The following is a 21,538-nucleotide window of genomic DNA, read 5'->3' as shown; positions in this document are numbered from 1 at the left end:
TATAATGAACAACACTTGGACAAAAAGATGGGATGACCGTTACAAAAGCGAAGAATTTGCATACGGTGAAAAACCCAACAATTACCTAAAAGAACAAATCGAAAAACTAAAAACTGGCGCTATTCTTTTCCCTGCAGAAGGCGAAGGAAGAAATGCCATTTTTGCGTCAAAATTAGGCTGGCAAGTTTCTGCTTTTGATATTAGCGAAGAAGGCAGAAATAAAGCACTTCTTTTAGCAAAAAACAACAATGTTTCTATTGATTATCAAGTTGGAGAATTAGAAACTTTAGATTTCGAGGAAAACCAATTTGATGCGATTGCTTTAATCTACGCTCATTTTCCAGCAATGATAAAATCTAAAATTCACAAACAACTTGATAAACTTTTAAAGAAAGACGGTATTATTATTTTTGAAGCTTTCAGCAAAAATCACTTAGAATATGTAACCAAAAATGAAAAAGTAGGCGGACCAAAAGACATTGAATCTTTATTTTCCATAGAAGAAATCAAAGCCGATTTTCCGGATTACGAAATCATCGAATTAGAAGAAAAAGAAATCGAACTTAACGAAGGTTTATTCCATAATGGGACAGGTTCTGTAATTAGATTTGTGGGAAGGAAAGTATAAGTTATTATATTCAAAGAAATTCGTAAATTTGAAAAAAAAATTAATGAGATGGATTTACAAACAAGAAAAATAGAATTTGTGCAAGAATTTCTTAAAATTCAAAGTGAAGAAGTCATTTCTCAACTTGAAAACTTATTAAAAAGAAACAAAAAAGATTTGGACGAAAATGAATTTTTCTCTCCGATTTCTATTGAAGATTTTAATAAAAGAATAGATAAATCTGAGGATGACTTTAAAAATGGACGATACAAAACAACTTCACAACTTTTAGAAAAATATAAGTAATGAAGTTTAAAATTATATGGTCTGAATTTGCAGAAAATGAAATTGAAAAAATTTACGAATATTATCTTGATAAAACTGGAATAAGGACTGCTAAAAAAATTATCAAAGAAATTATCTCTGAACCTAACAAACTCCTAAGTGACACTTTTTTATCGCAGATTGAAGATCTTTTAATTGATCGAGAAAACCAATATCGATACCTTGTGTGCAATAATTACAAAATTATTTATTGCATCGACGAAGAAAATAAACTAATCAAGATTTCAGATGTTTTTGACACGCGACAAGATCCGTCAAAAATCAAGCGAACAAAATAAAACCTTTGAACCTCTTTTCAAAAATACTTATGCTCCATAATTTCTGAACGAAGTTTTTCTGCATAAATAATCCCAACACGTTTTCCTTCCGTTTTAATCAAAGCTTCTTTTTTAAGACTGGATAAAATTCGGATTGCCTGCTCTTCTGTAGTTCCGGCGAAGTCTGCGATTTCCTTTCGCGAAAGCTCAATATCAATCAAACCATTTATTTGTCCGAATTTACGATGAATGTAAAGCAGTAAATCAATCACACGTTCGCGAACATTCATATGAGCAATTTTGCGAATGTTGTTTTCGCTTTTGTTTAATTCTTCTGCGTAAAAAAGCATCAAAGCATACGTAAATTCAGGAATGTGCTGTAGAATTTCAATCATGGTTTCGTTGCTGAAATTACACAAAACAGTATCTTCCAACGCATACGCTCCAATTAAATAACGTTTACTGGTTCCGAATCCGCGGAAACCTATAATGTCACCATTTGTGGTTAAGCGAACGATTTGTTCACGACCATTAATTCCGGTTTTTACCGTTTTTGCTTTTCCTTTACAAATAAAATAAAGTCCCTGCAACGGCGCACCTTCCGTAATAAACTGATCCGATTTTTTACAGCTTACATTCTGTTTCTTAGAAATATAAGCCGACATCTGTTCTAAATGTAAGTGTTTCTTGATGAAACAATTTTCATTAATACAGGAATAACAAACGGTTTGCTCTTCTTTCATGAGTTCTAAATTTTTAGCAGATTAAAAACTAAGTTGTTGTTCCTCATTTATTTTCATCAAAAATAAAAAAATAAATCTAAAAAATACGTATTAATACGTAAAAATACTTATTTTTGCGTAAGTACTTTTCTAAAGTCAGACCATTCAATTAAAGTAGTATCTCAAAATAGAACTCTAATGCAAACTGCGAAGATCAAAACTACCTGTTCCTACTGTGGCGTTGGCTGTGGTATAATCGTAACCAACGATGCTAAAAACGGCGTGATGGTCGAAGGCGACAAAGATCATCCTGTAAACAAAGGAATGTTATGTTCTAAAGGAATGAATCTGCATTACGTAGTTAACGATACCTCTGACCGAATTTTATATCCGGAAATGCGCGGGAGCAAATCGTATCCGCTGGAACGTGTAAGCTGGGATACAGCTCTTGATCGCGCTGCAGCTGTTTTTTCTTCGATAATTAAAAAACACGGACCAGACAGCGTTGGTTTTTATATTTCGGGTCAATGTTTAACGGAGGAATATTACTTAGTTAACAAACTCGTAAAAGGTTTTTTGAAAACCAATAATATAGACACCAACTCCAGACTTTGCATGAGTTCTGCCGTTGTCGGTTATAAAAAAACTTTTGGAGAAGATTCTGTGCCTATTGCTTATGATGATATTGAATTGGCTGATACTTTTTTGATTACGGGAGCAAATCCCGCTTGGTGCCACCCTATTCTCTTTAGACGATTAGAAAAACACAAAGAGAAAAATCCGAAAACGAAAGTAATTTGTATCGACCCGAGAAGAACAGATACTGCCGCTTTCGCTGATTTACATTTGCAGATTATTCCAGGTTCAGATATTATTTTATATCATGCCATTGCCAAACGTATCATCGAAAAAGGTTACGTAGATCACGATTTTATAAAAAACCATGCTGAGAATTTTAAACAATATAAAGATCTTGTTCTAAGTACTTCGCTTGAAAAAGCATCCAAACTTTGTGGTATTTCTGTTCAAGACATCAAACTTGCTGCTGATCTTATTGGGAAAGCAAAAGGTTTTATTTCGCTTTGGGCAATGGGATTAAATCAAAGTGCTGTCGGCGTTGATAAAAACACGGCTTTATTGAATCTGTCTCTTTTAACGGGACAAATTGGGAAACCCGGTTCTGGACCATTTTCATTAACGGGACAACCCAACGCGATGGGCGGACGCGAAGTTGGCGGCATGGCCACACTTTTAGCCGCACACAAAGACATTGCAAATCCTACACATCGAAAAGAAGTTGCCGATTTTTGGGGCGTTGACGAGATCTCAGACAAACCCGGTTTAACGGCTACAGAAATGTTTGAAGCCTTAGAATCTGGAAAAATGAAAGCCGTTTGGATTATCTGCACCAATCCATTAGTAAGTTTACCTGATTCACGAAGAGCCGAAAAAGCACTTCAAAATGCTAAATTTGTAGTCGTTCAGGATATTTCTCATAATGCAGATACGGCCAAATTTGCCGATTTACTTTTACCTGCAGCAGGATGGCTTGAAAAAGAAGGAACGATGACGAACTCAGAACGTCGTATTTCTTATTTACCAAAAGGAATTAATCCGCCTGGAGAAGCTTTGCCAGATATTGAGATTTTAATTCGTTTTGCTAAAAAAATGAATTTCAACGGATTCAATTTCAATAGTGCCGAAGAAATCTATAAAGAACATTGTGCGCTTACCAAAAACACCAATATTGATATTTCCTTTTTAAATTATAATCGTCTCAAAAACGAAGGAACTTTTCAATGGCCTGTGCCCGATTACAATCATCCGGGAACGCCGAGATTATTTACAGATAAAAAATTCTATACGCCTTCTGGAAAAGCGATTTTTAATCTTCCTGTTTCTATTGAAAATACATCAGTGCCGCCAAATGCCGAATTTCCTTTTATTCTAACAACAGGAAGAATCCGCGATCAATGGCATACGATGACAAAAACCGGAAAAGTGTCGCGATTGTTGACACATATTCCGAGTCCGGTTTTGGAGATTAATCCGATTGATGCTTTTAAAAATGATATCAAAAACGGTGATATTGTCGTTGTTTCCAGCAAAAATGGAGAAGTTCGCGTAAAAGCAAAAGTGACCGATGCTATCAAAGAAAAAGTGTTGTTCCTGCCAATGCATTGGGGAAAACAACTTGAAAATGATTTAAACCGAACCAATAATTTAACGAACACGGTTGTTGATCCCATTTCAAAAGAACCCGATTTTAAATTCACAACCGTTTCGATAAAAAAATATATAAAACCATTTCAGAAAATTGCGATTGTAGGCGCTGGAGCGGCTTCTTTCCGATTCATTCAAAACTATCGCGAATTCAATTCAACCGACGAAATTATTGTTTTTTCGAATGAAATAAATCCGTTTTACAATCGCGTTTTACTGCCAGAATATATGACGGGCGAATTCAGCTGGGAACAGCTTTTAAAAGTTAAAGACGGCGAAGCTTTCAGTAAACTGAAAATTACCATGAAAGCCGGAACTGCGATTGAAAAACTAGATCCAAAACAAAAAACAATTGTAGACAGCAACGGAGAAATCCACACTTTTGATTCTTTGATTCTCGCAACCGGAAGCCGTCCATTTGTTCCAGAAAATGCACAGCTTCATCTTTCTGGCCGTTTTACAGTTAGAAAAAAAGAAGATGCTGATCGTTTGAAAAAACATTTAGACAGTACAAATCTTCCGCCAGAAGAACAACATGTAGTCATTATCGGCGGTGGATTATTAGGTTTAGAATTGGCAGCAGCTTTAAAACATAAAAAAGTAAAAACAACTATTGTTCAGCGAGCGTCTCGTTTAATGGAGCGTCAGTTGGATCGAATTTCGAGTAAATTATTGGCCGAAGAAGTACAGCTTCGCGACATTCAGATTTATTTTGATAATGAAGTCAGCACCGTTTTTGAAACTGATAATCCAAACGAAATTGAAATTGCTTTAAAAAGCGGTAAAATCATCACTGCAAATGCCATCGTTTATACCATTGGAACAATTCCAAATATCGAAATTGCTCGTGAAAGCGGTCTTTCATGCGGACGAGGCGTAAAAGTAAATCAGTATTTACAGACTTCAAATCCGGATATTTTTGCGATTGGTGAAATTGCCGAATTCAATAATAAACTATTCGGAATCACTTCTGCCGCAGAAGAACAAGCCGATATTCTGGCCAACTTTCTTGCCGGAGATATCAGCAGCTATTACAAAGGGTCAATTTTAATGAATATCCTAAAACTGGAAGACATTAATCTATGCAGCATTGGTGATATCGAAATTCCAGAAAATGACGATTCATACGAAGAAATTGTTTTCACCGATTTAAAACAGCGTTATTACAAAAAATGCATCGTAAAAGACGATCTTTTAGTCGGCGCTATTTTAATGGGCGATAAAAACGAATTTGCCGAATTCAAAACCATGATCGAAAGCAAAATCGAATTATCAGACAAACGAAATACACTTTTAAGAGGGAGCTCAAATGCAAAACCGGTTTTAGGTAAATTGGTTTGTTCGTGCAGTCAGGTTGGAGCTGGAAACATTGAAGATACAATTAAAAGCGGCGTAAACGATTTTACCGAATTATGTAAAAATACAGGCGCAGGTTTAGGATGCGGAAGCTGTAAAACAGAAGTTAAAGAGATATTGGCGAAATGTAAAGTTTAGTGATCAGTATTCAGGTTTTTAGTGGTCAGTTGCATTAACAGTAACTCATCCTGAACACTAAAAATCTGAATACTGAACTCCGAGACTGAACACTAAAAACCTGAACACTGAACACTAAAAAAAATGGAACTAACAAGACTTATAGTAAAAGGTGGCGTAATATCGCCGGGAGAATTACGAGAAGTGGTAAATATTGCTTTGGAAGAAGGTTTAGATTCAATTTCATTTGGTTCTAGACAGGATATTATTTTTCCGAAGGGGTTTAAATCATTAGAAAAAACAACTCTCGGCAAACATCATTTTGTTTATCCCGATCAAAAAAGCGGAAACAATATCGTTTCTTCTTACGTTTCAACTGATATTTTCAGAAACACGAATTGGCTTACCGGAAACCGATTTTTATATGTTTTAGAAGAATTTAAAGAACAACCAAAACTAAAAGTCAATATAACAGATCCGAAGCAGCAATTGGTTCCTTTGTTTACTGGGCATTTGAATTTTATTGCTTCAGAGCACGAAGATTATTGGTATTTGTACATTCGTCTTCCGAAATGGGAGAAAATGGAAGTATATCCCGTTTTAATTTATAGCTGGGATTTGGCTAAAATATATTACGAAATCGAAAAGATTTCTGAAGAAGAATCAATTGATATTGAAATCCTTTTTACTTTGGTCAGCGAAGCTTTAGACACCAATAATCGAACGATTGACAAACCTTTGAATATTCCGTTTTATCCATTTCCGTATTACGAAGGAATGAACAGAATGGGAATCGATCAATATTGGCTTGGTCTTTATTGGCGAAATAATCTCTACGATTTGGATTTTCTAAAGGAAATGTGCGATTTGTGTTTTGAATGCAAAATCGGGAAAATCTGTATTACGCCTTGGAAATCATTCATTATAAAAGGAATTCCGAAAGATCGAAAATTGGAATGGGAAAAATTTTTAGGAAAAAGAGGAATCAACGTTCGCCATTCTTTGTTAGAACTTAACTGGCATTTGCCCGTTGCAATGGAATGGGCTTTGAACCTTAAAACCTTTCTGGTTCGTACGCTTGATCAATTTGACATTAGTACTTATGGATTAAATTTCGGAATTTCAGAATACAATCGTGATGGTCATTATTTTACTTCGATTGTCATTGAAAAAAACGAACTTCCAGCAGCTTTAGAATCTATTAAAATCAGAGATACTTACAATGTTTTGTTTGCCAAAAATTTCGATCCGAATACGCGCGAATACATTGTGCATTCACAAGATATTGACAAACTGGAACTTCCGACAATTTTGATTGAATTAAGCAGGAAATATTTTGAAGAACTCGGAAATTCAGTTTCAGAAACAACAGAAACCAAACAGAAAAAAGAAAAACCGCAATTGGATATTTACCAATGTCAGGAATGTTTAACGCTTTATAATTCAGAATACGGCGATGAAACACAGGGAATTCCAAAAGGTCTTTTATTCGAAAATCTTCCTGAAACCTATTGCTGTTCACTTTGCGAAGCACCAAAAAGTAATTTTAAAATATTGGAAATAGCAGCGAACTAATTTTCATAGTCTGATATTTATTTGAATGATAAGTCAATTAAAAAATTGCACTTTTTATTATCAATAATCATTAATTAGACAGCAATTTGTTCTTTTTTTTCATGTAGAATTGTTAAGAAATTTTAGTTTCGATTTTTAGAATAAAAATTAACTATTTAGAATTCAGTTTTTTAATCTAAAAAATTACTAAAAAACTTAACATTAGAAACCTTGTTTTATAATTATCTTTACTTAACTGAAACTTAACAATTTAGTTACACCGTTAATTATATCCTCATCTAAAAGCACTTATTAAATATGGAAAACAAGACCACAGAATCTACTCCTGAGAAAATTGATTCTCCGGCAGCAGAAAGCAATCAGCCAGCCGCAGAAAACACAAAAACGGAAGGCACAGAACCTGTAAAAACTCCGGTTCGTAAAGCTCCTGCAAAAACAACAACTGCAAAAACAACAACTGCAAAACCAGCCACTGCATCATCAAAAACAGCAGTAACCAAAACTCCAGTTAAATCCGCTTCAACTGCCACAGCATCTAAAACTATAGCAACAAAAACGCCTGTTAAACCTGCTGCAGCTACAGCTAAAACGCCAGTGCGTAAAGCTCCGTCTAAACAGGTTACGGCACCAACTATTAAACCAATCGTGGTAGAAACTCCTGTTGTAGAAGAAACTACAGCTGCTCCCGTTGAAGTAATTTCTGCTGACGAAACTGCTGATAAAAAAGAGAAGAAAGACAAAAAATCGAAAGCTAAAAAGAAAGCCAAGAAAAAAGCAAAGGCTAAAAAAGATAAAAAGAAAGAGAAAGCTAAGAAGGCAAAACTAAAAGCAGCTGCGAAGAAAAAAGCTAAAGCTAAAAAAGCAAAGGAAAAAGCTAAAGCCAAAAAAATTGCTAAAAAGAAAGCAAAGTCTAAAAAAAAGGTAAAAGCAAAAAAGAAAAAATAAGGGATTAAATTCCAAATTTTAAAATTCCAAACTCCAGTTAGAGATACTGTTTGTCATTTCGAGGAACGAGAAATCTCCGCCAGCAGCTCCGTAAAGTATATTCTTTGTAGAGTTTCCAGCGGAGATTTCTCCTCTGTCGAAATGACAAAATACTGGAAATTCTAGCTTCAAAAACAAAATTATCCTCCAATCGCAATCATACTGCGATTATCAAAATGTTTTGCCGGATCATCCATTTCTGAAACACTCACCATTCCGGCGCGTACTTTTTTCTTGTTTTTTATCGATTTTGAAATCAACTCTTCAATAGATTCGTCATTTCTAAGAGCAGTAAGCAAATCAGTTTCTGAGTTTGAGAAAAGACAGTTTTTAATTTTTCCGTTTGCCGTCAGGCGGATTCTGTTGCAGGAATCACAAAACGGATTTGTAATGGAACTAATAATTCCGAAATCGCCTTGAAAATCTTTTATTTTATAATTTCTAGAAGTGAAGTTTTTTTCGTCTTCTAATTTTTGAATTTCTTCTGATGAAAAAGCAGTTGAAACCTGAGAAAGAATTTCATTCTGCGAAACCATTTTACTTCTGTCCCACTCATTTCCTGCAAAAGGCATAAATTCGATAAAACGAATTGAAATGGGCAAAAACTGAGTCAGTTTTACAAAATCGATTATTTCGTTTTCATTAAAACCTTTCATCAAAACCACATTTACTTTAACTTTAAAATCATTATTTAAAAGTAAATGCAAATTGTCAATAACCTTCTCAAACTGATTCCTGAGCGTTATAGAATGAAATTTAGACGAAACCAAAGTATCTAAACTCAAATTGATTTTATTGACGTTAAATTGCTTTAAAACCTCAATATGACGATCAATTAATATTCCGTTTGTTGTGATTGAAAGTGAAACCTCCAGATCTGATAATTTCGATACTATTTCGGGAAAATCCTTTCTTAATAAAGGTTCTCCGCCTGTTAATCTAATTTTATCCACACCATTTTTCACGAAAGTCCGGGCAATTGCAAAAATCTCATCAGCCGTCATTAAACTGGCTTTTGGAGACAAGGCAATTCCGTCGGCAGGCATGCAGTACGTACAACGCAGATTGCATTTTTCCAACAGCGAAATACGCAAATAATTGTGTTTTCGCCCAAAATCATCCGTTAAAACCGTGTTAGAGGCTGTCATGATTTTTACCTTTTAAAATATGAAAAACGTGCAGCAAATGCGGAAAAACAGCATCCATAGATTCTCTCGCTCCGTTTGTTGAGCCCGGCAAAGCCAAAACTATACTTTTGCTCAAAGTTCCTGCAACAGTTCTCGACAACATTGCGTATGGCATTCTTTGCTGTCCGTAATTTCGAATTGCTTCTTCAACTCCTGGAATTCTACTTTCTAATAATGGTTCCAAAGCTTCAGGCGTTACATCTCTAGGAGATAAACCTGTTCCGCCCGTGAAAATAACTAACTGATTTTCTTTAGCGAAAGCTTTCGTTTTTTCCTGAATAATATCTAATTCGTCTGGAATAATCTCATAATGCGAAGTTTCAACACCACAAGTGTCTAATTTTTCTACGATAACTTTTCCAGAACGATCTTCTTTTTCTCCCGCAAAAATAGAATCAGAACAAACAAAAACAGCTGCTTTAATTGTATCTCTAAATTTATTTTTGAAGGACGATTTTCCGCCCTCTTTATTAATCAGTTTTATAGTCGAAATTTCGATTTCTTTATCAATTGGTTTCAGCATATCGTACATCGTCAGCGCCACAATCGACGCTCCGTGCATCGCTTCAACCTCAACTCCCGTTTTGTAAACCGTTTTTACTTTGAAAATAATATGAATCTCTAAACCTTCAATTTTATAATTCACAGAAGTAAATTCAATCGGCAAAGGATGACAATCAGGAATAGACAAATGTGTATTTTTTACCGCAAATAATCCGGCAGTTTTAGCCATTTCAAGAACATTTCCTTTTGGTACAAGGTTTTTCTCCACCGCTTCAATTGTTTCTTGTCTGCTGACTTTTACAATTGCCGTTGCGGTTGCTTCTCTTAATGTGCTTATTTTATGCGTAATATCTACCATTTTAGGTGTTTTGTTTCCAGGTGAATGTATCGTTTTCAAACATTTCTTTACCAAAAATTGGTACATCGGTTTTGATCCAATTAACGATTGCTTCTGTGGCTTCGTAAACTTGTTTTCTTCTTTCGGCAGAAACAAAGACAAACAAACAGATTTCGCCTGCTTTTACAACGCCTAAACTGTGGTAAATGTGCATGCAGGTTAAATTGAATTTTGCAAAAGCTTTTTCACGAATCGTATACAAAGCTTCATTCGCCATGTCTTTATAAGCCGAATAATCAATCGCTACGACTGTGTTGTCGTGAATTACATCGGCACGAACTTGTCCCAGAAAAATATTGTGCGCCCCAATTGTGTGCTTCGATTGGTGTTTGGCAATCGATTCTGCAATAAATTCGGGAGAAATTGGTCCTTCTACAAATACATTTTTACTCATTGTTTATGTTTTTTTCTTGCCACAGATTAAAAGAATTAAATTGATTTTTTTCTTTTGCCACGAATTACACGAATTTCACTAATTTCTTTCTTTGAAATTAAATAAAATTCGCGCAATTCGTGGCTAAAAATATACACATAGAAAAAATCCTTTAAATCTGTGTAATCTGTGGCTATATTTTTTCTTCTTTTAATAATTTCTTCATTGCTAAAGCTCCGCCAAAAACACTTTTCACTTTTTTAAACTCATATTTCTGAAGCAATTCAACTGCAATTTTACTTCTAATTCCAGATTGACAGAAAACGTAAATAGTCTGGTTTTTATCCAGTTTTTCAATTTCATTTTCTAAATGCATTAACGGAATTTGTATTTGATTTTTGAAACTGATTTTCGGCGATTCGTCAATATTTCTGACATCTAAAAACAGAATACTTTCGTTTTCAATTTCATCCAAAATCAATTCAAATTTTATTTCCTGAATTTGATCTTCTTCTGAATTATATTTTGTGTCAAAATCTTCTTTTGTTATTTCAAGATTTGAACTTTTTTCAAAATCATATTTCTGTTGTTCGTTTTTTAAAATATTATAAACCAATATTTTTCCACTCAAAACTTCTCCAATTCCGAGAATCATTTTGATAACTTCATTTGCCTGAAGCATTCCAATAATTCCGACTGTAATTCCGATTACGCCGGCATCTTCGCAGTTTAAAGCATTGGTACTTTCATCAGGATACAAACATCTGTACGTTGGTCCGTTTTGATAATTAAAAACCGAAACTTGTCCCTGAAATCTAAAAATAGAACCGTAAACCATTGGTTTATTGGTAATCAAACAAGCATCATTTATTAAATATTTAATCGAAATATTATCTGTTGCATCAACAATTATATCATATTTTTCGAATAACGAAATGGCATTTTTTCCTGATAATTTTTCAGCGAAAGAATTTACCTTTATTTCCGGATTTAATTCTAAAATCATTCCTTTCGCTTCTTCCGCTTTCGATTTTCCAACAGCGGAAGTTTTATAAATAACCTGACGATGCAGATTCGAAACCTCAACAACATCGTCATCTACAATCCCGATTTCACCAACTCCAGCCGACCCTAAATACGGCAAAATCGACGCGCCCAAACCTCCTGCACCAATTACCAAAACTTTCGCTTTCGATAATTTCTGCTGGCCTTCCTCTCCTATTTCGGGAAGTATGATTTGTCTATTATATCGGTTGTCTGAATTCATACATTATCCTCCTGCAAATGGCGGCAGCAAAGCAACAATATCGCTGGTTTGTAAATTATAATCTGCTGTTTTTGGAACTATTTTTTGATTTACTGCAACGCTGAAAGTCAAAGATTCAAATTCATATTTTTCGTTTAAATCACTCAAAAGTTTTTGCAGTGACACTTCTTCCGAAAAAGATAACTTTTCGAATTCGCATTTCGTTTTTTCAGCGACAGCTCCAAAATATTTTACCTCAATCATTTTTATAAATTTAAATTTTGAAAAATGAATTCATCATCAAAATGTTCCTGAAAATATTCTGTCAGTTTTGATGTATTTTTCACGACTTCGCCAATTACAATAATTGCGGGCGAAGAAATATTTTTTTCGGATACCAATTTAATAATTGTACTAATAGTTCCGATTACTTTTTGCTCTGAATTTTTTGTTCCGTTTTGAATAATCGCAATTGGTAAATCATCATTTCTGTTTTCCTGATAGATTGAAATGATTTCATTTAACTTATGCATTCCCATCAAAATCACCACAGTCGCATTTGATTTTGAAGCCAAATGAACATCTTTTGATAATTTATGATCGGAAGTTGTTCCCGTAATTACCCAAAAACTTTCGGCAATCTGACGTTGCGTCAAACTGATTCCCGCCGAAGCCGGAACGCCCAAAGCTGATGAAATTCCCGGAACGACAGCTGTTTCCAAACCAAATTTTACGGCATAATCAATTTCTTCGCTTCCTCTTCCAAAAACAAAAGAATCTCCGCCTTTTAGACGCACAACATGTCCATGATTTTTGGCCATCGATACAATTAAATCATTAATTTGATCTTGTGTATAAGCGTGGCATCCCAATCGTTTACCAACAAAAACTATTTCAGCATTTGATGCATATTCTAATAATTCTTCGTTGACCAAAGCATCGTACAAAACAACATCAGCACTTTCTAAAGCTTTGATGGCTTTTAAAGTAATTAATTCAACATCGCCCGGACCTGCGCCTACAATTGTCAATTTTGGTGTTTTTAAATTTCGCATAGTCTTTAAATTGAGTTGATATTCAGGTCATTTAATTCGTCTGCCGAATTGATATTAGTCAAAGGAAAGTTTTCGCTTTCTTCTATATTTAAAATCTGATGTGGCACTTTTGCTAGTAAATCCATCATTTTTAACTTGTCAGAATCTATTGCTTCTTTAATAATTGGCAAAATATCTTTTGAATAAATTCCAATTAATGGATGCGTTTTACTTTCGGAAGCAAAAACCGTAATTCCGGCTTCTTTGGTATGTTTTGAAATCAATTCCTGCAATAATTCAGTCGAAATTAACGGAATATCACAGCTTAAAATCAAATTAAATTCAGTTCCAGAATTAGACAATGCCGTGTAAATTCCACCCAAAGGTCCTTTATCTAAAATAATATCCGGTATTTTTTCATATTCCAGATAATCATATTCTTTTGATCCTGTAATCAATTTTATTTGATCGGTTATTGGCAGAATGGCTTTTATAATATGCTCTATGAATGGCTTTTCCTGAAACAAAACCAATCCTTTTTCTGACTGCATTCTGGTGCTTTTTCCTCCGCAAAGAATAAATACTGTTAGTGTTTTCATTGTTTTTGTTTTTTGTTTCAGGTTTCAAGTTTCACGTTTACCCCAATCTTGTCATTTCGACGAAGGAGAAATCTCCGTAAGTAGCTCGACAAACTAAATCGCCAATCTTTGTAGAGTTTCTTGCGGAGATTTCTCCTTCGTCGAAATGACAAAACTGGGCGTATATCTTTATTTGTTATGGAAAAATCAATTTAATGCTCGCCATTAAAATTACCGTTCCTAAAACCATTTTTAATGTTCTGTTCGAAAAAGAACCGCTTCCGTAAAATCCTCCTAACATTCCTCCTACAACCGCAATTGGCACTAAATAAAAACTTTCCATGGGGATTGATTTTCCTCCTAAAAAGAAACCCAACATTCCTGCTGTCGAATTCACAAAAATGAATAAACTCGAAATTGCCGCTGATTCTTTTACATTCGCCCACCCTAAAAATAATAGAATCGGACTTAGAATAATTCCCCCGCCAATTCCTAACATTCCGGATAATAATCCTATGGCGAAACCAATTGCTAAAGCAAACGGAAGGTTTATTTTTACTTCTTCTTTTTCTTTAAAATTAAATATTCCAAATAATCTCAGTGCTGCAAAAACCAATACAACTCCTAGAATTATTTTATAAATCGTATTGTCTAAAGTTATAAAGCCTCCGATAAATGCCGCCGGAATCGAGGCAATAGCAAATGGATAAAACAGCTTGGGTTTGAAATAATTCTTTCGATAATAAAACAAAAATGAAATACTCGAAACAAATAAATTCAACAACAAAGCCGACGGTTTCATAATCGAAATGGGAAACGCAAAAATGCTCATTAATGCCAGATATCCCGATGCTCCGCCGTGCCCTACGCTAGAATATAAAAAGGCTATTATAATTAATGCAAAACTGAATAGGATTATATTTTCGGAACTTAATAGGTTCATTTTTGTTTTTGGTTTATTTGTTTTTGTTTCAGGTTTCAGGTTTCAGGTTTTCAATCTTTGCATTTCAATGGTTTCAACCTTGGGTGCGCATTCTAAATCAATTACGTTTCTCCGCAATCTTGTCATTTCGACGAAGGAGAAATCTCCGCGAGAAACTCTACAAAGATTGGCGATTTTGTTTGTCGAGCTACTTGCGGAGATTTGCTTCGCCTGTTCGCTATCGCTCGAGTCTCCTACGTCGAAATGACAAACTAGACGATAGACTACTATAATTTAGGATTCGGATCAATGCTATATGTTTTTATTTATACAGCGCTTTCCATCATTCACCATAAAAATCTACTTTCTTTATTCTATTTTTTAAAAAATCTAATCAATCGGCAGTAAAATTACTTCTTCTCCTTTTTTATAATTTTCTATATCATCCGGAACAATCAATAAACTATTAGCTGTTGCGAAGGTGTTTAACATCGCTGAACTTTGTCCGTTTAAAACAGTTACATTAGTTTCGTCGTATTTTGCTTTTAAAAACAATGTTTTGCCTGTATCGTTTATTACATCCGAATTTAATTTTCGGACTAATTTTGGTTTATGAATTTCCGAAAATCCCATTCTGTTTTTAATCGCTGGTAAAACATAAATATAAAAATTGGTCAGCGATGAAGCCGGATTTCCGGGAAGCGCAAAAACTAAAGTTTCATTTTTTGAACCAAAGAACATTGGTTTTCCCGGCTTTTGATTGATTTTATAAAAGAGTTCTTTTACTTCATTCTGCAATAAAGCTTCTTTTACAAAATCATAATCGCCAACTGAAATTCCGCCGGAAATCAAAACAATATCATTATTTTTCAAAATGCTTTTTAAAGCTTTTTTAGTCGCTTTTAAATTGTCTTTTACTCTGTAAACTTTCGTTTTATTTATTCCCGCTGTTTGTAACGCGGCCTGAAGCATAATAGAGTTACTCTCAAAAATTTTTCCTTTTTTAAGTTTTTTACCCGGCTCAACTAATTCATTTCCTGTTACTAAAATAGCTGTTTTTGGCTTTTTATAAACCGCTGCTTCTGTTATTCCTAAACTGGCTAAAAAACCAATAGCCGCTGGTGTTATTAAAGTACCTGCTTCAAAAACAACAGCACCTTTTTCTATCTGCTCTCCCTTTGGACGAACATTTGAAAATTTTTCGGGCATTGAAGCAATTAAAATCGAGTTTTTGTTCGACATTACATGTTCCTGCATGACAACTGTATCTGCACTGTCGGGAACATAAGCACCGGTAAATATTCGAATTGCTTCTGTATTTTGCAGCTTTATATTCTTATGATCTCCTGCCTGCGATGTGCCCACGATATCGTATTGATGTCTAATGCTGTGTGTAAAAGCATATCCGTCCATAGCCGACTGGCGAAATGGCGGCATAGAAATAGGCGAAATTACTTTTTCTGCCAAAACATATCCAAATGCTTTTTTTATCGAGATTTGCTTTACAGGCATTTTAGTACTGCTTGTTTCAATAACCGCTATGGCTTCTTGTACTTTTATCATGTTTCGGAATTAAAAACTACGTATAAATACTTATTTACAAATATAAGTATTTATTAATAGCTTGATTAAAAAATTTCATTTTATTTTAATATCTATAAAATTACTTCATTTTACTTAAAGTCAATCTTAAAAATAGCGTAATATATTCATTAAAAATCTTAATACAAGATGAAAAATTAATATTTAGACTGCTCATTTTTAATTTTTTAGCGAATTAAAAACAAAGAAATTAAAGATAAAATACTACAATTTTATTTTAACCTCAAAATAATTTTAACATTGCAAAAACTACCCAGTTGGGTCATAAACCTTTATAAAACAATACATTACGACGACTAAAACAAACTTAACTATCTAATTATCACATTATTTTCAAAAAAAACACATGAAATTTTTGGTTTTTATTATATTAAAATTAACTTTGTCTATAGGATTAGTAGAGTTTATAAATGATTATTTGAAACTAAAAAAACTATATTGTGAAAACAACCGAAAGCACATCATATTACATTCTTCCTAAAAAATATACGTATAACACTTTTTGTTATATGTGTTTCTGTTGTTAATGACCAACATAATCCTTTCGTTTTAAAGATTACCAAAAGTCTGGAAACGAAATCTCAATTTCACCACAAGATTATTTTACTGAATTGCAAATATCTGATTGATGCATAAACTGCAGCAAAAGATTTTGAATATATGTATGTTTTATAAAGAAAAAAATTAACCAACTAAAAAAACTAAAATGAAAACAATGCAAAGCTGCTGCTGTAAATAAAAAGAAAAGCCATTTCTGCGGCAACAGAAATGGCGGGGCTTAAAGAACATTTATCACTAAATCAAGGAAACAGTTAGAGGGTTGAAAATTCAACGCTCAGGGCGCCTTGTTAATTATTTAAACCATTACAAAGAAATGAAAAAAAATATAAACCTCATTTTATGGGTTACAATTTTGTTAACATCCCTGCAATTTCAGGCACAAAATACAACACCGCTTATTCAGTCTAAACTCGACGGAACGGTAGTCGATGACATTACAAATCAGCCAATTATAGGCGCATCAATAAATATTAAAGGTACTACACATAGTGTACAGACAGATGCAGAAGGAAAATTTTATTTTCAAACGGGTCAGAAATTTCCTTATACATTAATCGTTAGTTACATTGGATATAAGAAACTGGAAATTGTAGTCGAAAAAAATCCGGTTATTATTCACTTAAAAGAAGAGCGTCAGGAACTCGATGAATTAGTGGTTGTAGGTTACGGAACTCAAAAAAGAAAAGATATTACGGGTTCTGTAGCTTCGGTTCCAAAGGCAAATTTATCGCAGGTTACCTCATCGGCAGATAATTTATTACGCGGTGCCGTTTCGGGTGTGGTAGTTACACAAAGTTCCGGACGCCCCGGAGCATCTTCAAGCGTGCGAATTCGAGGCGGAAACTCAATTACAGCTGGTAACGAACCGTTGTATGTTGTAGACGGTATTTTGATTTACAACGATAATTCTAACAGCTCTGCCGGAGTTGCAAATGCCGGAGCAAGTTTAAACGTTTTATCTACCATAAATCCAGCTGATATAGAATCTATGGAAGTTTTAAAAGATGCTTCGGCAACGGCTATTTACGGTTCACGCGGTGCAAACGGAGTCATCATTATTACAACTAAAAAGGGAACGAAAGGACAAGACAATATTTCGTATCAGGGTTATTTCGGATTTCAGAATATCACAAAGAAACTAAAACTAATGAATGCCAGCGAATGGGCAAGTTTACGTAACGATGTTCAGGCAAGTATTGGTCAGGCGCCGTCTTTTTCAGCTGCTCAAATCGAAGCTTTTAAAACATCTGGGAATTATGACTGGCAGTCGGCGGCTTTTAGAACAGCAGCTCCGGTTCAAAATCACCAATTATCATTTTCAGGCGGAGACGAAAGATCGAGATATGCAGTTTCGGCTGGTTATTTTGATCAGGAAGGAATTGTTTTAGGTTCTGATTTTAAACGAATTTCACTTCGTGCTAATTACGAAAGAAATTATTCTCAGAATTTTAAATTTGGCGTTAATGCCAACTATACAAACTCAATTTCTAATGGTATTGCATCAAACTCAAGCGGCGGTAGAAATCCTAACCCGCTGAGCAGTGTAAATCTTACGGCACCTGTTGTTCCTATTAGAAATGAAGATGGAACCTACAACGTAACCAACAATCCATACGCCACTTCTGTAAACGGTTTTGTTCCAAATCCAATTAACGATTTAGAGAATACTATTAACGAAACAAAAATCAACCGAATTTTAACGAGTTTGTTTGGTGAATATAAAATCACTAAAAAACTAACGGCAAAAGTCGCAGTAAGCGGTGATGTACTAAATACGAAACAAAACTATTATGCTCCGGCAAATACGTCAAACGGAGCCGGAACAAAAGGTTCTGCTGCTGTGGGAGATCGTTTGGTAAGTTCTGTTTTAAATGAAAACACGCTGAATTACAATACCAACTTCGGCGAAAACCATAAATTTTCGGCTTTAGCAGGCTACACACTTCAATATACACAAGGCGAGGTAGTTACGGCAGGTGCAAATACTTTTGTAAACGATAATACAACGTATAATGCTTTGCAAGACGGCGTGCCGACAAAACCTGGAAGTGATGCTTTTGAAAGTGTTTTAAAATCTTGGCTGGCGAGAATAAATTACTCATACAAAGGAAGATACAATTTTACACTTTCCGGACGTGCCGATGGTTCTTCAAGATTTGGAGCTGAATCGCTTTGGGGTTATTTCCCTTCGGCCGGTTTCTCCTGGAATATTACAGAAGAAGAATTTGCTAACAATATTAAAGGCGTAACCGAAGCTAAATTAAGACTTAGTGCCGGAACAACAGGAAATCAGGAAATTGGAAATTACCTGTCACTCGCTTCTATGGGTTCTGTAAATTACTCTTTTGGAGGTACAACATATACGGGTTTAGCTCCTACCCGACTGGCAAATCCTGATTTGAAATGGGAAAGAACCAATCAGTACAATGTTGGATTAGATTTATCATTATTGGATCGAAAAATCAATTTTGTTTTTGATGTGTATTACAAACAGACCAAAGATTTATTAATCAATGTTCCTGTGCCTTTAACTTCTGGTTACGCAACTGTTCTTCAAAACATTGGAGGTGTTGAAAATAAAGGTATCGAAATTGGTTTGAATACCGAAAATATCAAAACTGAAAAATTTTCATGGAATTCTAATATTGTATTTTCTGCGAACCGAAATAAAGTGACTGAAATTGGAAACGGCGTAAATGAATTTTTTCCTGTAGTGCCAAACGGCTCTTTATTGCAGCAGCAACCGGTTATTGTAAAAGTGGGACTGCCTTTGGGAACTTTTTGGGGATACAAAACCAATGGAATTTTCCAGACTCAGGAAGAAGTAAATACACAGCCAAAAATCAACAGTTTAGCCAATACAAAAGTGGGAGACAGAAGATATGTCGACACAAACGGCGATGGCGTTATTACCGCTTTAGACAAAGGAAGTTTAGGGTCGTCTCAGCCAAAATTTGTGGGGAGTTTCAGCAACACTATTTCATATAATGATTTTGATTTAAACTTCTCTTTTCAGGGATCTTACGGTGCCAAAATCTTCAATGCATTAAACCAGCAGTTAGAAATTTCTACTCTTGGAACCAATGCTGCAGCAACTTTAAACGACCGTTGGACACCAACAAATCCAAGTAACGAAATTCCCAGAGCAACCAGTTCTCCGTTAGGAATTGTTTCTGAAAGATATGTAGAAGATGCTTCTTTCTTACGCTTGAAATTAATTACGCTTGGATACACACTTCCTAAAAGTGTTTCTAAAAAACTGGGAACCAAAAGCGTAAAGTTTTATGTATCTGCCGAAAACTTAATTACATGGACAAAATATACCGGATATGATCCGGAGGTAAGTTCATACGAACAAAATAACTTATATCCGGGAATTGATTTTGGTTCTTATCCAAACTCAAAAACATTCATTTCGGGTCTGAACGTAACTTTCTAAGTAAAAAAATATAAAATGAAAAAGATTATCATAACATTCTTATTGAGTGCCGGTTTATTGGTATCGTGCACCGAACTGGAGGTAACACCAACCTCTTTTACTACCGAAGATAAATACTTCGTAACTCAGGATGACGCTGTTGCAAGTGTAACGGCAGTATACGCTTCTTTAAGCATAGATCCGGGCGAGCAGAGTTTATTTGGAAGAAATTTGTATTTCTTAACCGATATGGCAACAGATTATGCTGCAGCGGGAGTTTCGGCTACAAATCCGCAGGTTCGGGCCTTGAGCAGTTTAACGCATGATGCGACTTCAGATCGTGTTCAGGTAGCGTGGAGACAAATTTATAATGGAATAAACAGAGCCAATGTTTCTATCGATAATATTCCGAAAGTTTCAGGATCTGAAGTCATTAAAAACCGATTAATTAACGAAGCAAAATTCATTAGAGGGCTTCTTTATTTTCAGGCTGTTCGTCTTTGGGGCGGTGTGCCGATTGTATTGCACGAACCAACTTCAATTCAGCTGGAAAGCTTAAAATCAAAAAGAGCCACTGTAGATGAAGTTTACGCTCAGATTATTAAAGATTTAACTGATGCCGAAGCTTTACCTGCCACTTATACCTCTGCCGATGCCGGACGCGCAACATCTGGAGCTGCAAAAGCTATTTTAGCAAAAGTGTACCTGACAAGAAAAGACTGGCCAAATGCCATTTTAAAATCAAGAGAAGTTATGAACGGTGGTTACGGATATGCTTTGTTTGAAGACTTTCAGGACATTTTTACTAAAACCAAAAAGAACGGAAAAGAACATATTTTCTCTGTTCAGTTTGAGCCAAATCAGGCCGGAAACGGTTCAAGCGGAAGCACTTTTCAAGCAACAGCATTTACTGGATTTACAGCAACAGAGCCTGCTGATATAATCTCAGATGTTGCTTTGTTCTATGATATTTATGCGGCAGGAGATAAAAGAAGAGATGTAAGCTACGCAAAACAGCTTCTTAACCCAACAACGGGAACTTTATATACGTTTCCTAAACCTATTTTTAAAAAATATCTGGATTTAACCAATCTGGCAACTCCGGCAAACGTTGCAATTAACTTTCCTGTAATTCGTTATGCCGACATTGTATTGTCTTTGGCAGAAGCCATAAACGAACAGGGAACACCAACTCCGGAAGCATTTGAACTTCTTAATCAGATACGAAGAAGAGCATTTGGAAAACCTATTACAACGCCTGACCCAAACATTGATTTAGCAGGGTTAGACCAAGCGGGTTTTAGAGCGGCACTGCAGGAAGAACGCAAAAAAGAATTTGTTCAGGAAGGGCAAAGATGGTACGATTTAGTGCGCTGGGGAACTCTGGTTACCGAAGTTAAAAAAGTAACAGCTAAAAATTCTGTTACAGAAAAAAATAACCTCTACCCAATTCCGCAGAGCGAAAGAAATATTGACCCCGTGGGTTTACCTCAAAACCCTGGATATTAATAAACCACAAACCTAAAAACT

General features: G+C 35.0%; 18 protein-coding genes. 8 read left to right on the top strand and 10 right to left on the bottom strand.

Features of this window, described 5'->3' with window-relative positions; translation table 11 throughout:
* Positions 1-4 precede the first annotated feature (4 nt).
* From ABD859_RS18480 to ABD859_RS18470, 3 genes are read left to right on the top strand one after another with little or no spacing between them, the layout of a single operon-like run.
* Positions 5-628, top strand: coding sequence for a class I SAM-dependent methyltransferase (locus ABD859_RS18480; RefSeq protein ID WP_345146101.1), 624 nt, complete (start codon positions 5-7; stop codon positions 626-628).
* 48 nt (positions 629-676) lie between these two features.
* Positions 677-913: a hypothetical protein gene (locus tag ABD859_RS18475; RefSeq protein ID WP_345146100.1), complete on the top strand. Its 237-nt coding sequence runs from the start codon at positions 677-679 to the stop codon at positions 911-913.
* The gene (locus ABD859_RS18470; RefSeq protein WP_345146099.1) at positions 913-1,230 is read left to right on the top strand and encodes a type II toxin-antitoxin system RelE/ParE family toxin; all 318 of its coding nucleotides are present in this window, start codon (positions 913-915) and stop codon (positions 1,228-1,230) included. The genes ABD859_RS18475 and ABD859_RS18470 overlap by 1 nt, the downstream gene beginning before the upstream one ends.
* Before the next feature lie 17 nt (positions 1,231-1,247).
* On the opposite strand, the gene ABD859_RS18465 is transcribed toward ABD859_RS18470, so the two are convergent.
* Positions 1,248-1,952 (bottom strand): Crp/Fnr family transcriptional regulator, encoded by a 705-nt coding sequence (locus ABD859_RS18465; protein ID WP_345146098.1) that lies wholly within the window; start codon positions 1,950-1,952, stop codon positions 1,248-1,250.
* Between the two features lie 177 nt (positions 1,953-2,129).
* On the opposite strand from ABD859_RS18465, the gene ABD859_RS18460 reads away from it, so the two are divergent.
* The 3 genes from ABD859_RS18460 to ABD859_RS18450 all read left to right on the top strand — a co-directional run bounded on the left by ABD859_RS18460 (position 2,130) and on the right by ABD859_RS18450 (position 8,147).
* Positions 2,130-5,648, top strand: coding sequence for a molybdopterin-dependent oxidoreductase (locus tag ABD859_RS18460; RefSeq protein WP_345146097.1), 3,519 nt, complete (start codon positions 2,130-2,132; stop codon positions 5,646-5,648).
* A 123-nt stretch (positions 5,649-5,771) separates the two neighbouring features.
* Positions 5,772-7,202: a rubredoxin gene (locus tag ABD859_RS18455; RefSeq protein WP_345146095.1), complete on the top strand. Its 1,431-nt coding sequence runs from the start codon at positions 5,772-5,774 to the stop codon at positions 7,200-7,202.
* A 297-nt stretch (positions 7,203-7,499) separates the two neighbouring features.
* Positions 7,500-8,147, top strand: coding sequence for a hypothetical protein (locus ABD859_RS18450; RefSeq protein ID WP_345146093.1), 648 nt, complete (start codon positions 7,500-7,502; stop codon positions 8,145-8,147).
* A gap of 179 nt (positions 8,148-8,326) precedes the next feature.
* Here ABD859_RS18450 and moaA read toward each other — a convergent pair whose 3' ends face one another.
* The 9 genes from moaA to ABD859_RS18405 form a co-directional block, all read right to left on the bottom strand.
* The gene (gene moaA / locus ABD859_RS18445; RefSeq protein WP_345146091.1) at positions 8,327-9,334 is read right to left on the bottom strand and encodes a GTP 3',8-cyclase MoaA; all 1,008 of its coding nucleotides are present in this window, start codon (positions 9,332-9,334) and stop codon (positions 8,327-8,329) included.
* Positions 9,321-10,235 (bottom strand): bifunctional molybdenum cofactor biosynthesis protein MoaC/MoaB, encoded by a 915-nt coding sequence (gene moaCB, locus ABD859_RS18440; protein WP_345146090.1) that lies wholly within the window; start codon positions 10,233-10,235, stop codon positions 9,321-9,323. Before moaCB ends, moaA begins: the two co-directional genes overlap by 14 nt.
* A gap of 1 nt (position 10,236) precedes the next feature.
* Positions 10,237-10,668 carry a molybdenum cofactor biosynthesis protein MoaE gene (locus ABD859_RS18435; RefSeq protein ID WP_345146089.1) on the bottom strand — a complete coding sequence of 144 codons (432 nt, stop codon included), beginning with the start codon at positions 10,666-10,668 and terminating at the stop codon, positions 10,237-10,239.
* Between the two features lie 172 nt (positions 10,669-10,840).
* Positions 10,841-11,914, bottom strand: coding sequence for a molybdopterin-synthase adenylyltransferase MoeB (moeB, locus tag ABD859_RS18430; protein WP_345146088.1), 1,074 nt, complete (start codon positions 11,912-11,914; stop codon positions 10,841-10,843).
* A gap of 3 nt (positions 11,915-11,917) precedes the next feature.
* Entirely contained in the window at positions 11,918-12,157 is a 240-nt protein-coding gene (locus ABD859_RS18425) for a MoaD/ThiS family protein (RefSeq protein WP_345146087.1), read from the bottom strand.
* 2 nt (positions 12,158-12,159) lie between these two features.
* Entirely contained in the window at positions 12,160-12,948 is a 789-nt protein-coding gene (gene cobA / locus ABD859_RS18420; protein WP_345146086.1) for a uroporphyrinogen-III C-methyltransferase, read from the bottom strand.
* Between the two features lie 5 nt (positions 12,949-12,953).
* Complete coding sequence (locus ABD859_RS18415; RefSeq protein ID WP_345146085.1) at positions 12,954-13,526, bottom strand: molybdenum cofactor guanylyltransferase; 573 nt, start codon at positions 13,524-13,526, stop codon at positions 12,954-12,956.
* Between the two features lie 175 nt (positions 13,527-13,701).
* Positions 13,702-14,448: a sulfite exporter TauE/SafE family protein gene (locus tag ABD859_RS18410; protein WP_345146083.1), complete on the bottom strand. Its 747-nt coding sequence runs from the start codon at positions 14,446-14,448 to the stop codon at positions 13,702-13,704.
* A 369-nt stretch (positions 14,449-14,817) separates the two neighbouring features.
* Positions 14,818-15,990, bottom strand: coding sequence for a molybdopterin molybdotransferase MoeA (locus tag ABD859_RS18405; protein WP_345146081.1), 1,173 nt, complete (start codon positions 15,988-15,990; stop codon positions 14,818-14,820).
* Between the two features lie 913 nt (positions 15,991-16,903).
* Between ABD859_RS18405 and ABD859_RS18400 the strand changes: the two genes are divergently transcribed.
* Positions 16,904-20,029, top strand: a complete 3,126-nt coding sequence (locus tag ABD859_RS18400; protein ID WP_345146079.1) for a SusC/RagA family TonB-linked outer membrane protein — start codon at positions 16,904-16,906, stop codon at positions 20,027-20,029.
* A 15-nt stretch (positions 20,030-20,044) separates the two neighbouring features.
* Positions 20,045-21,517, top strand: a complete 1,473-nt coding sequence (locus ABD859_RS18395) for a RagB/SusD family nutrient uptake outer membrane protein (RefSeq protein ID WP_345146077.1) — start codon at positions 20,045-20,047, stop codon at positions 21,515-21,517.
* Positions 21,518-21,538 lie beyond the last annotated feature (21 nt).

It is taken from the genome of Flavobacterium ginsengiterrae, from assembly GCF_039539785.1.
Lineage (GTDB): Bacteria > Bacteroidota > Bacteroidia > Flavobacteriales > Flavobacteriaceae > Flavobacterium > Flavobacterium ginsengiterrae.
Note: the sequence above shows the minus strand (reverse complement) of the source record. Positions and strands in the feature narration are given on the sequence as shown.

Coding starts and splice junctions, on each gene's coding strand:
- ABD859_RS18395 (WP_345146077.1), top strand. CDS start 20,045: ATGAAAAAGATTATCATAACATTCTTATTGAGTGCCGGTTTATTGGTA.
- ABD859_RS18425 (WP_345146087.1), bottom strand. CDS start 12,157: ATGATTGAGGTAAAATATTTTGGAGCTGTCGCTGAAAAAACGAAATGC.
- ABD859_RS18465 (WP_345146098.1), bottom strand. CDS start 1,952: ATGAAAGAAGAGCAAACCGTTTGTTATTCCTGTATTAATGAAAATTGT.
- ABD859_RS18400 (WP_345146079.1), top strand. CDS start 16,904: ATGAAAAAAAATATAAACCTCATTTTATGGGTTACAATTTTGTTAACA.
- moaA (WP_345146091.1), bottom strand. CDS start 9,334: ATGACAGCCTCTAACACGGTTTTAACGGATGATTTTGGGCGAAAACAC.
- ABD859_RS18435 (WP_345146089.1), bottom strand. CDS start 10,668: ATGAGTAAAAATGTATTTGTAGAAGGACCAATTTCTCCCGAATTTATT.
- moaCB (WP_345146090.1), bottom strand. CDS start 10,235: ATGGTAGATATTACGCATAAAATAAGCACATTAAGAGAAGCAACCGCA.
- cobA (WP_345146086.1), bottom strand. CDS start 12,948: ATGCGAAATTTAAAAACACCAAAATTGACAATTGTAGGCGCAGGTCCG.
- ABD859_RS18470 (WP_345146099.1), top strand. CDS start 913: ATGAAGTTTAAAATTATATGGTCTGAATTTGCAGAAAATGAAATTGAA.
- ABD859_RS18450 (WP_345146093.1), top strand. CDS start 7,500: ATGGAAAACAAGACCACAGAATCTACTCCTGAGAAAATTGATTCTCCG.
- ABD859_RS18455 (WP_345146095.1), top strand. CDS start 5,772: ATGGAACTAACAAGACTTATAGTAAAAGGTGGCGTAATATCGCCGGGA.
- ABD859_RS18410 (WP_345146083.1), bottom strand. CDS start 14,448: ATGAACCTATTAAGTTCCGAAAATATAATCCTATTCAGTTTTGCATTA.
- ABD859_RS18480 (WP_345146101.1), top strand. CDS start 5: ATGAACAACACTTGGACAAAAAGATGGGATGACCGTTACAAAAGCGAA.
- ABD859_RS18415 (WP_345146085.1), bottom strand. CDS start 13,526: ATGAAAACACTAACAGTATTTATTCTTTGCGGAGGAAAAAGCACCAGA.
- ABD859_RS18475 (WP_345146100.1), top strand. CDS start 677: ATGGATTTACAAACAAGAAAAATAGAATTTGTGCAAGAATTTCTTAAA.
- ABD859_RS18405 (WP_345146081.1), bottom strand. CDS start 15,990: ATGATAAAAGTACAAGAAGCCATAGCGGTTATTGAAACAAGCAGTACT.
- moeB (WP_345146088.1), bottom strand. CDS start 11,914: ATGAATTCAGACAACCGATATAATAGACAAATCATACTTCCCGAAATA.
- ABD859_RS18460 (WP_345146097.1), top strand. CDS start 2,130: ATGCAAACTGCGAAGATCAAAACTACCTGTTCCTACTGTGGCGTTGGC.